The 11,283-nt window shown below is 42.3% G+C and carries 7 protein-coding genes and 1 riboswitch; all 7 genes read right to left on the reverse strand.

All coding sequences use genetic code 11. From position 1 onward, the window contains the following. Positions 1-11 precede the first annotated feature (11 nt). Entirely contained in the window at positions 12-1,133 is a 1,122-nt protein-coding gene (thiH, locus tag HWV03_RS21025; protein WP_211677781.1) for a 2-iminoacetate synthase ThiH, read from the reverse strand. A gap of 23 nt (positions 1,134-1,156) precedes the next feature. Beyond that, positions 1,157-1,966, reverse strand: a complete 810-nt coding sequence (locus tag HWV03_RS21030) for a thiazole synthase (RefSeq protein ID WP_211677782.1) — start codon at positions 1,964-1,966, stop codon at positions 1,157-1,159. Continuing rightward, entirely contained in the window at positions 1,967-2,164 is a 198-nt protein-coding gene (gene thiS, locus HWV03_RS21035) for a sulfur carrier protein ThiS (protein ID WP_211677783.1), read from the reverse strand. A gap of 102 nt (positions 2,165-2,266) precedes the next feature. Beyond that, a complete protein-coding gene (locus HWV03_RS21040; protein ID WP_211677784.1) occupies positions 2,267-3,037 on the reverse strand; it encodes a HesA/MoeB/ThiF family protein in 771 nt (256 codons plus the stop codon). 1 nt (position 3,038) lies between these two features. After that, complete coding sequence (gene thiE / locus HWV03_RS21045; RefSeq protein WP_211677785.1) at positions 3,039-4,502, reverse strand: thiamine phosphate synthase; 1,464 nt, start codon at positions 4,500-4,502, stop codon at positions 3,039-3,041. 7 nt (positions 4,503-4,509) lie between these two features. Next, positions 4,510-6,519 (reverse strand): phosphomethylpyrimidine synthase ThiC, encoded by a 2,010-nt coding sequence (gene thiC / locus HWV03_RS21050; protein ID WP_370629416.1) that lies wholly within the window; start codon positions 6,517-6,519, stop codon positions 4,510-4,512. 131 nt (positions 6,520-6,650) lie between these two features. Next, a riboswitch (TPP riboswitch) is annotated at positions 6,651-6,752 on the reverse strand. 147 nt (positions 6,753-6,899) lie between these two features. Beyond that, a complete protein-coding gene (gene rpoC / locus HWV03_RS21055) occupies positions 6,900-11,183 on the reverse strand; it encodes a DNA-directed RNA polymerase subunit beta' (protein ID WP_211677787.1) in 4,284 nt (1,427 codons plus the stop codon). Positions 11,184-11,283: the final 100 nt, after the last annotated feature.

Genomic DNA, 11,283 nt, shown 5'->3' on the forward strand with positions numbered 1-11,283 from the left:
GCCTATACCCATTATTTAAGTGCCGTTAACGACCTATCCCAATCTTTCCAAACCACTTCTAAGCCCATCGTTTTGACTAGACCTGCCATTTCATTTGGTGAGCGGTCATCATCAATTTCAAACTGCTCTAAGGCTTTCTCTGTATCGTCAGAATAACCACCGGGTTGGGTTTTCGAACCCGCACTAATACTCGTGATCCCCAATGGAATAACATTGTCACGAAAATGTTCGGACTCTCGCGTCGATAACGATAATTCCACATCCGGATTAAACAATCGATAAGCACAAATCAACTGTACTAATTGGCGATCATTCATAATCGACTTCGGCTGAAATGCACCTTCACATGGTCTTAAACGTGGGAAAGAAATTGAATACTTGGTTTGCCAATAACGTTTTTGCAAATAATCTAAATGCGCAGCAACATGAAAACAGTCGGTACGCCATTCATCTAAGCCAATTAATGCACCTAGCCCCATTTTATGAATACCAGCTTTGCCTAACCTGTCTGGGGTTTCAATTCGATATTTAAAATCAGACTTCTTACCTTTGATATGGTGCTCGGCATACGTCCGGGGATGATAGGTTTCTTGATACACTAATACTGAATCTAGTCCCAATTCTTTTAGTTCTTCATAATCGGCTTGTTCTAGCGGCTGCACTTCCAAGGATAAATGCGAGAACTGCGATTTCAATTCATTAAATACCTGACGAAAATACGGCATACCCACTTTACGTTCCGACTCACCTGCCACTAATAACAAATGATCAAAACCCATTTTTTTAATCGCTCGCGCTTCACTGTTTAACTGCTTCATATCCAGCGTGGTACGACGAATTTTGTTATGCATCGAAAAACCACAATAGGTACAAATATTGGAACACATGTTAGAAAGGTATAACGGCACATAGAATTGGATAGTATTACCAAAACGTTGTCGCGTTAATTGCACACTTCGCTGGGCCATTTGTTCTAAGTAAGGTTCTGCTGCAGGTGAAATTAAGGCTTGAAAATCATCCAGATCGAGTCGCTCTTTCGTTAATGCACGCTCAACATCCGCCGCCGTTTTGGCATAAATCGATAAGCGAATATCATCCCAATCTAATTTTTGTAACTGCTCGTAAAAACTCATGTTTATACCTTAAGTTGGCGTTATTACAGATCTAAAAATGCGGTTAATGGACTGGAAGCAACTGCAGTTTGTGCTTGGCTACCTAACCCAGCTAAATAAGCTTGGCGACCTGCTTGCACGGCTAACGCAAATGCTTGACTCATTGCCACAGGATCTTTAGCCACCGCAATAGCGGTATTAACAAGTACTGCATCCGCGCCCATCTCCATGGCTAACGCCGCATGTGATGGCGCACCAATACCAGCATCAACAATTACAGGGACTGTCGATTGCTCAATAATAATCTCTAAGAACTCTGCAGTACGAATACCTTTGTTTGAACCAATCGGCGCACCTAACGGCATGACTGCAGCAGTACCCACAGCTTCCAGACGTTTACACAACACCGGGTCGGCATGAATGTATGGCAACACATGGAAACCATCACGCGCTAACTGTTCTGTGGCCTTTAAGGTTTCAATTGGATCAGGTAGTAAATATTTTGGGTCTGGATGAATTTCTAATTTAATCCAATTGGTTTGCAATGCTTCACGTGCTAATTGCGCAGCATATACCGCTTCTTTGGCATCACGCGCACCAGACGTATTGGGTAATAAGTTCATGCCAGCTGCAATCAAAGGCTTAAGAATATCATCATCTTGATTAGCTAAATCAATGCGTTTTAATGCCATAGTCACTAACTGGGATTGAGATGCAATCAAGGCAGCAGCCATTATTTTTTGATCGCTAAATTTCCCCGTACCGGTAAATAACCGTGATGAAAAGGTTTTATCGGCAATGACAAGCTCATCACTTGGTAATAAGAATGCTGGGTTTAAAGTTGTTACTGACATTTAGCCTCCTGCAATAGCCTGAAATAAAGTCACTCGATCATTTTCTGACAACTGAAAATCATCCCATTTTTGACGTGTAATAATGGCTTGGTTCACCGCTACCGCAATGCCTTTTTCTGGCTGTTCTAATACCGTCAATAATGACGTAATAGTCGTCACTGCTAGGTTCTTTATTTCATCGTTAATGATTAATTTCATCTTCTCTTCCTGTCCCTCACATCCAAATATTCAGCCATGAGGTTATTTAATTAACTGCTTAGTTTTACTATCTATATTTAGCATTTATATTTCATATTGGTATTAGCGACCTGCACACACAGGACAGTCGGGATTTTTAGTGACTGAGAGATACTCCCATTGCAAGGTTTTACCATCAAAACGCATTAACCTATTTAGTGAAGACAATGGCATGCTGGTTAAATATTTAATCGCTTCCAATGCTTGCAAAGAACCAATAACACCAACCAAGGGGCCGAGTACTCCCGAGGTACTGCAATTATTCGTTTCTGCAGTTTCTTCAAAAGGATATAAGCAGTGATAACACGCCGAATCAGTTTGCTGTGCGTTAAACGAGATCAACTGCCCTTCCATACGAATACCAGCGCCCACTATTAACGGTAGTTTTTGGGTTACACAGATCTTGTTTATCGCTTGCCTAGTCGGCATGTTATCGCTGCAATCAATGACTAAATCAATTTGGGCAAGCATATCTGCCATTTGATTATTCACACTATCGAGGGTTACTCGTTGTGCGATTGCCGTGACACTTATATGTGGATTAAGCTGTGCTAACGAGGCTTTTGCCGCGCTTACCTTCGTCTGTTTTAACTGCTGTTGAGTGAAAATAATCTGCCGTTGTAGATTACTTAGCTCAACATGATCATCATCCGCTAAATATAAATGGCCAACACCAGCAGAAGCTAAATACAGAGCAACAGGTGCGCCAAGGCCACCTACACCGACAATTAATACTTTGGCATTACGCAGTGCTAATTGTCCCTGCTCATCGATATCACTAAGCAGTAAGTGCGCGCTATAACGCATATATTCCTGATCACTTAACCCGGTCATATTAACGACCCACACTGGTTAAGGATGATTGCGGTTCAGTGATCACCAGTAAGTCGGCAATGGCCTGTTTATAATCGTCAGCGCAAGTTATCGCTGTGACGACAGCGACACTCCCCACACCTGTCGCAGCCACTTGTGGCGCTCTCGCTATGCTAATACCGCCGATAGCGACTAAAGGATAGTCTTGCATTAAATCAGCATAACGCTGTAAACGCTGTAATCCTTGCGGTTTTGAAGGCATGTCTTTAGTGACCGTAGGATAGATATGACCAAGGGCGATATAACTCGGTTTTATTTGATGTGCACGTAATATTTCATAATAACCATGTGTGCTTAAACCCAGTTTTAAACCCGCATTTTTTATCGCAACAAAATCGGCAATAAGCATATCTTCTTGACCTAAATGCACGCCATAAGCACCATGCTCAATCGCTAATTGCCAGTAATCATTGATAAATAAACGCGCTTGGTATTGGCGGCCTAATGCCACAGCAGCTTTAATATCATCAACCACTTCGACTGGGGCTTTGTCTTTAATACGTAATTGCAGGGTTTTAACCCCTTGTTGTAATACTTTATCTAACCACTCGATCGTATCCACCACCGGATACAGTCCAAGGCGGTTGGTATCACAAGGTGCAAAATCATAAGCTAATTGCATTTGCAGAACTAAGCCAAGCTGATCGCCTAATTCCGTATTCGGTAAGACGACCTGTGGGAAGTCACTGCGATCGGTAGGCCAACTATCAGTTGTTTGGTTCAAGTAGGCTCTGGCTACCACTAATGCATCATCTACCGGATAATCTTGAGCGATCACGGTTGCCAACGCTGCAGAAAAAACACCACTGTTTTCATCTTTACTTGATGGAGTTAATGTCGCGTTTGGTGACGATAATAAGATTTCACGTTGTCCATCAATATAAACATCGAGGACGATAGATTGCTGCTTATGATTAACAGCAATCGCTTTCGCACAAACACCTTTTACACCTAAGTTCAGTAGTGTGTTGATCGCTTGTTTCGTCGTACCAAATAACACAGCAGCATCTGTTCCGCCTTGCTCTTCCGGTAAGATCAATACATCCACAATTGGTAATAAGCGCATTTTAATCACATTTATTAGCACGGTGCCTGCCGATTCAGTCTTTGCCATATCAGATAATGAAATTGATAACGGCTCATAGATAACACTGAGTGCTGGATGTAGTTGCTTATAAGCTTGTAAAAAATCGGCTAAGATCTCTACATGCGAGGTTGTCGCTATCACACCTATTTTAATGGCGGATGCTACCGGTGCGGCAGTCAATACCGCTAACTCAGCAGAAAAATCCGCATCAGATAATAGTATCGTAGATACATGATAACCACGTCCACCCAACACATGAATCGTATTAATATCAGTTTTAGTCGCAACATTATCGCGAGCAGAAAAGCTCGCAATAGTCCAAATAATGGCTTGAGTCATTAAATAATTATTCCACTTTATCAGTTATAGATTCAGTCACACGACCATTTACCGCATCATGTGTTGGTGGCAGATATAATTCGGCACCGTGCTTTTTAAATTCTTCAGACATCTGTTTCATCCCCTCTTCGGCATCAATCACAACAACTTCATCGAGCAATTGAATACTGATTTGTTCTTGTTTAGCAGTGTAATCGCGGACATCTTGTGAGATCTTCATTGAACAGAATTTTGGTCCACACATAGAGCAGAAATGGGCAACTTTACCGGATTCTTGTGGGATATTTTCATCGTGATAGGCACGTGCAGTATCAGGGTCTAATGCTAGGTTGAATTGATCATTCCAACGGAATTCAAAACGGGCTTTCGACATCGCATTGTCACGGATTTGAGCACCTGGGAAACCTTTCGCTAAATCAGCCGCATGCGCAGAGATTTTGTAAGTGATCATACCTTGCTTAACGTCTTCTTTGTTCGGTAGCCCTAGATGTTCTTTTGGTGTCACGTAACACAACATCGCACACCCATACCAACCAATTTGAGCAGCACCAATACCCGAAGTAAAATGATCATAACCCGGTGAGATATCGGTTGTCAGTGGACCTAAAGTATAGAAAGGCGCTTCATGACAAATATCGAGCTGCTTTTCAACATTCTCTTTAATCATGTGCATTGGGATATGACCAGGGCCTTCGATAATAACTTGTACGTCTTGCTCCCACGCAACTTTCGTTAACTCACCTAAAGTTGCTAATTCAGCAAATTGGGCTTCATCATTCGCATCAGCCGCACAACCTGGACGCATGCCATCACCTAATGACAGAGATACATCGTAAGCTTTACAAATCGCACAGATTTCTTCGAAATGGTCATAAGCAAAGTTTTCTTTATGATGCGTCAAACACCATTTAGCCATGATCGAACCACCACGCGACACGATCCCGGTAAGGCGTTTTGCCGTCATTGGTACATAACGAAGCAGTACACCAGCATGAATAGTAAAGTAATCAACCCCCTGCTCAGCTTGTTCGATCAAGGTATCGCGGAATACTTCCCAAGTAAGATCCTCGGCGATCCCGTTTACCTTCTCTAGAGCCTGATAGATCGGCACAGTACCGATTGGCACAGGTGAATTACGGAGGATCCACTCACGCGTTTCATGAATATTACGGCCTGTGGATAAGTCCATTACCGTGTCAGCACCCCAGCGCGTCGCCCATACTAGCTTCTCGACTTCTTCTTCAATCGATGATGTGACTGACGAATTACCAATGTTGGCGTTTACTTTTACAAGAAAGTTACGACCGATGATCATCGGCTCAGATTCTGGATGATTGATGTTGGAAGGGATGATCGCACGACCGCGCGCCACTTCATCACGGACAAATTCAGGTGTGATCTTTTCCGGTATGCTGGCACCAAAATCATTACCCGCATGTTGTTTTAATAACAGCTCGTTACGGATCAATTCACGGCCCATGTTTTCACGAATCGCGATGTATTCCATTTCCGGCGTGATCATGCCTTTACGAGCATAATGCATCTGAGTAACGTTTTGACCATCAATGGCTTTCAATGGCTTTGGTAAATGCTCAAAGCGGATATGATCAATACCATCATCAGCAAGACGCTGCTGGGCAAAGTGCGAAGTAACGATTTCTAATGCTTCAATATCGTTACGTTCTTCGATCCATTTTTGTCTTAACTTCGGTAAACCTTGGTGTACGTTTATTTCAATCGCCGGATCTGTATAGGGGCCTGATGTATCATAAACCGGGATCGATTCATTTTGCTCATAAACCGGATCGTCTTTACTGCCTGCGACTAACGTCTCATCAAGATTGATTTTTCGCATCGCAACTTGAATATCGTCACGGCTACCTGTGAGATGAAATTTTTCTGAATTAGGAAACGGTTCGCAACTGAGGTTATTAATAAACTCTTGTGCATTTTCGCGGTTTTCACGACGCGTTGGTTTTTTGGTCTTATTGCTTTGATTTATATTGGTAGTAGACATAGCACTCATTCCTTTCTAATAAGATGATTGCTTGTCGTTGAGTATGGAGAGTAGTGATATATTGATCGTAAATGTAATAGTAAGCGGCCTGATGTCCCTATGGCTAACTTACAATGACACGAATAATATTCATATTAATCACTCTTGTTTCCTCACGCAGGTATTAGCCTGATCAGGTTCCACGGATCCCATTATTAAATGGTCTCAGCCCTAAAGCACTCCGACAAGATGTATCGGAGTATAGACTGGTATGGCGTTAAAAAACAAGCAAAAAAAAGCGCCCTATAAAAGGGCGCCTTTACTATCTAATAACTATGCGTAAGTGAATCAGTGGGTCTGTCATCACTTACACACGACTTTAATTGCATTCAGCAAATCAATTAAAGGTTATTTAGTAGGTTTGCTAAGTTCTGTTCAGCTTCATCAGTCGTGATTTCTTGCATTACTTCTTCTACTTTACCAGCACGTTTTTTCGCACGTTCTTGGTGATAAGAGAAGCCTGTACCAGCAGGGATCAGACGACCAACAATAACGTTCTCTTTCAGACCACGAAGGTCATCAATCTTACCATGAACAGCAGCGTCTGTTAGAACACGTGTTGTTTCTTGGAACGATGCAGCTGAAATAAATGATTCAGTTGCAAGAGACGCTTTAGTAATACCCATAAGCATGTGTTGGAACACGGCTGGTTGCTTGCCTTCAGCTTCTAGCTGACGGTTAGCAATTTTCAGACGTGAAACTTCAGCTTGCTCACCTGGTAAGAAGTTACTATCACCAGCAGAGATTACGTTAGCTTTACGTAGCATTTGACGAACGATAGTTTCAATGTGCTTATCGTTAATCTTTACGCCTTGTAAACGGTATACTTCTTGAACTTCGTTCGCGATATAGTTCGCAACATGGCTAATACCACGTAGACGTAGAATATCGTGTGCTGATTCAGGACCATCGGCGATAACTTCACCTTTAGCAACCTTCTCACCTTCGAACACGTTCAAGTGACGCCATTTAGGGATCATCTCTTCGTAAGCTTCAGCACCATCGGTAGGTGTGATAACTAGACGACGTTTACCTTTAGTTTCTTTACCGAAACTAATAGTACCTGAGATTTCCGCTAAGATAGCAGCATCTTTTGGCTGACGAGCTTCAAACAGATCCGCTACGCGTGGTAGACCACCCGTAATATCACGTGTTTTCGAGCTTTCTTGAGGAATACGCGCTAACGCTTCACCAATAGTCACTAATGCGCCATCTTCTAAGTTAACGATTGCGTTTGCAGGTAAGAAGTATTGTGCAATAACTTCTGTACCAGGAATGAACAAATCATTACCTGCTGTATCAACAAGCTTAACCATAGGACGTAAATCTTTACCAGCGGCAACACGTGCTGCAGGGTCTAGAATTACCGTGCTAGATAGACCAGTTAGATCATCAGTTTGCTTAGTAACCGTTACACTTTCAATTAAGTCAACAAACTTAATTTGACCAGCCACCTCAGTGATGATTGGGTGAGTATGCGGGTCCCAGTTAGCAATGATGCTACCAGATTCAATAGCTGCGCCGTCTTTATATTCAACAACAGAACCGTAAGGCAGTTTATGGCTTTCTTTAGTACGACCGTTTTCATCAATAATTGTAATTTCTGATGAACGTGAAGTAATAACCAGTTTACCTTCTGCATTCTCAACGAATTTCTCGTTGTGGAACTTAATCGTACCCGTATTTTTAACTTGGATATTATTTTCTGCAGAGGCTCTTGATGCCGCACCACCAATGTGGAATGTACGCATCGTTAACTGTGTACCAGGTTCACCAATTGATTGTGCTGCAACAACACCAACTGCTTCACCTTGACCAACCATCTCACCACGAGCTAGATCACGACCGTAACAGCTTGCACAAACACCGAAGTCATTGTCACAAGTAATTACAGAACGTACTTTCATTTGATCAACTGAGTGCTCTTCTAAGAAATCACAAAGTTTTTCGTCAAGTAATGTATTACGTGGCAATATCACTTCACCAGTACTTGGGTTCACAACATCTTCAGCAACAACACGACCAAGAACACGATCGCGTAGTGGTTCAACAACATCACCACCTTCAATATGAGGAGTAATGATTAGGCCACTTTCAGTACCACAATCAATCTCGTTAATCACAAGATCTTGTGCAACGTCAACAAGACGACGAGTTAGGTAACCCGAGTTTGCTGTTTTAAGTGCTGTATCGGCTAGACCTTTACGCGCACCATGCGTTGAGATGAAGTACTGAAGTACGTTTAGACCTTCACGGAAGTTAGCCGTAATAGGTGTTTCGATGATCGAACCATCTGGTTTCGCCATCAGACCACGCATACCAGCTAGCTGACGAATCTGTGCCGCACTACCACGTGCACCAGAATCGGCCATCATAAAGATACTGTTGAAAGATTTCTGTGTCTCAGCATCACCTAAAGAGTTATCTTTAGTTTCTGTAGACAAGTTATCCATCATTGCTTTTGAGATGTGCTCATTGGCACGAGCCCAAATATCAATCACTTTATTGTAACGCTCACCCGCAGTAACAAGACCAGACTGGAATTGTTCTTGGATTTGAGTTACTTCTAGTTCAGCCGCTTCAATTAGCGTTTTCTTCGCATCCGGAATAACCATGTCATCGATACCAACTGATGCACCAGAAAGCGCAGCATAATGGAAACCGGTGTACATTATTTGGTCAGCGAAAACAACAGTGTCTTTTGGACCTAATAGACGGTAACAGTCATTCAGTAGCTTACCGATCTGCTTTTTACCTAACGCTTCGTTAGATACTTTCAGGATCCAGTTAGCTGGATTCTCTGCAAGTTTAGCTTCTTCTTCAGCAGTTAAAGTTTTAATCGGATCAATTAATTCATATGGTAGACCCTTAGGTGCTACTAAAGAAAGAATCGCACGACCAACTGTTGTGTTTTTCAGTTCAGTGCGAACTGTAACTTCACCAGTATTTTCATCTTTAAGATGTTCAGTAATACGTACTTTAACACGTGCATGTAGCTCAACAAGGTGGCTACGATAAAGCTTTTCAGCTTCTTCAGGGCTACCTAGTACCATTCCCTCACCCTTAGCACCAACGCCAGAACGAGTCATGTAGTAAAGACCTAATACAACGTCTTGAGAAGGTACGATAACCGGTTCACCATTCGCAGGTGAAAGAATGTTATTCGTAGACATCATCAGTGTACGCGCTTCCAATTGAGCTTCAATTGTTAACGGTACGTGTACAGCCATCTGATCGCCATCGAAATCGGCGTTGTATGCAGAACATACTAATGGGTGTAACTGAATCGCTTTACCTTCAATTAGAACAGGTTCGAATGCTTGAATACCAAGTCTGTGCAGTGTTGGTGCACGGTTAAGCATTACTGGATGTTCGCGGATCACGCCGTCTAGGATATCCCAAACTTCAGCGCCTTCGCGTTCAACCATTTTCTTAGCTGCTTTAATCGTTGTTGCAAAACCAAGTGATTCTAATTTACCGTAGATGAATGGCTTGAATAACTCAAGTGCCATTTTCTTAGGTAGACCACATTGGTGTAAGCGTAACGTTGGACCTACTGTAATTACAGAACGACCAGAGTAATCTACACGTTTACCTAGTAGATTCTGACGGAAACGACCTTGTTTACCTTTGATCATATCAGCCAAAGATTTAAGAGGACGTTTGTTAGAACCTGTAATCGCACGACCACGACGACCATTATCTAATAGTGCATCAACAGATTCTTGTAACATACGTTTTTCGTTACGTACGATGATATCTGGTGCAGCTAGATCTAATAGACGTTTTAGACGGTTGTTACGGTTGATCACACGACGATAAAGGTCATTTAGATCAGAAGTCGCGAAACGGCCACCATCTAGTGGTACTAATGGACGAAGATCTGGCGGTAATACCGGCAGTACGTTCATGATCATCCACTCTGGTTTATTACCAGATACAGCGAATGCTTCCATTAGTTTAAGACGTTTAGTGATCTTCTTACGTTTAGTTTCAGAGTTTGTAGTCTCTAATTCTTCACGCATTTCTTCGATGTCTTGGTTTAGGTTTAGATCTTGTAACAAAGAAAGTACAGCTTCTGCACCCATCTTCGCATCAAATTCATCACCCCATTCTTCTAGGTTGTCAAGATACTGCTCTTCAGTCAGCATCATGCCACGCTCTAGCGAAGTCATACCAGGTTCGATAACAACATATGATTCGAAGTAAAGAATACGTTCGATATCACGTAGCGTCATGTCTAGTAATAGACCGATGCGAGATGGTAATGATTTCAAGAACCAAATGTGTGCAACAGGAGACGCTAATTCGATGTGGCCCATACGGTCACGACGAACTTTAGTTTGCGTTACTTCTACGCCACATTTTTCACAGATAACACCACGGTGCTTCAGACGCTTATATTTTCCGCAAAGACATTCGTAATCTTTTACTGGGCCGAAAATACGCGCACAGAATAAACCGTCACGCTCAGGTTTGAAGGTACGGTAGTTGATGGTTTCTGGCTTTTTAACTTCACCAAAAGACCAAGAACGGATCTGTTCCGGAGAAGCTAGACCAATCTTGATACCATCGAACTCTTCGGTCTTACCTTGCTGTTTTAGAAACTTTAATAAGTCTTTCACGTTTTTCTCCACTGGGAGTGAAAACTACGCAGCCTCAACTCACAGAATGAGTCGAGGCGCAATGCTAATTCAAAAGTCTGAATAATCTCTTAATAAGAGC

Source organism: Moritella sp. 36 (assembly GCF_018219415.1).
Taxonomy (GTDB): domain Bacteria; phylum Pseudomonadota; class Gammaproteobacteria; order Enterobacterales; family Moritellaceae; genus Moritella.

Excerpts from the sequence above, each read along its gene's own strand:
- thiC (WP_370629416.1), bottom strand. The coding sequence starts at position 6,519 with ATGTCTACTACCAATATAAATCAAAGCAATAAGACCAAAAAACCAACG.
- HWV03_RS21030 (WP_211677782.1), bottom strand. The coding sequence starts at position 1,966 with ATGTCAGTAACAACTTTAAACCCAGCATTCTTATTACCAAGTGATGAG.
- HWV03_RS21040 (WP_211677784.1), bottom strand. The coding sequence starts at position 3,037 with ATGACCGGGTTAAGTGATCAGGAATATATGCGTTATAGCGCGCACTTA.
- thiH (WP_211677781.1), bottom strand. The coding sequence starts at position 1,133 with ATGAGTTTTTACGAGCAGTTACAAAAATTAGATTGGGATGATATTCGC.
- thiS (WP_211677783.1), bottom strand. The coding sequence starts at position 2,164 with ATGAAATTAATCATTAACGATGAAATAAAGAACCTAGCAGTGACGACT.
- thiE (WP_211677785.1), bottom strand. The coding sequence starts at position 4,502 with ATGACTCAAGCCATTATTTGGACTATTGCGAGCTTTTCTGCTCGCGAT.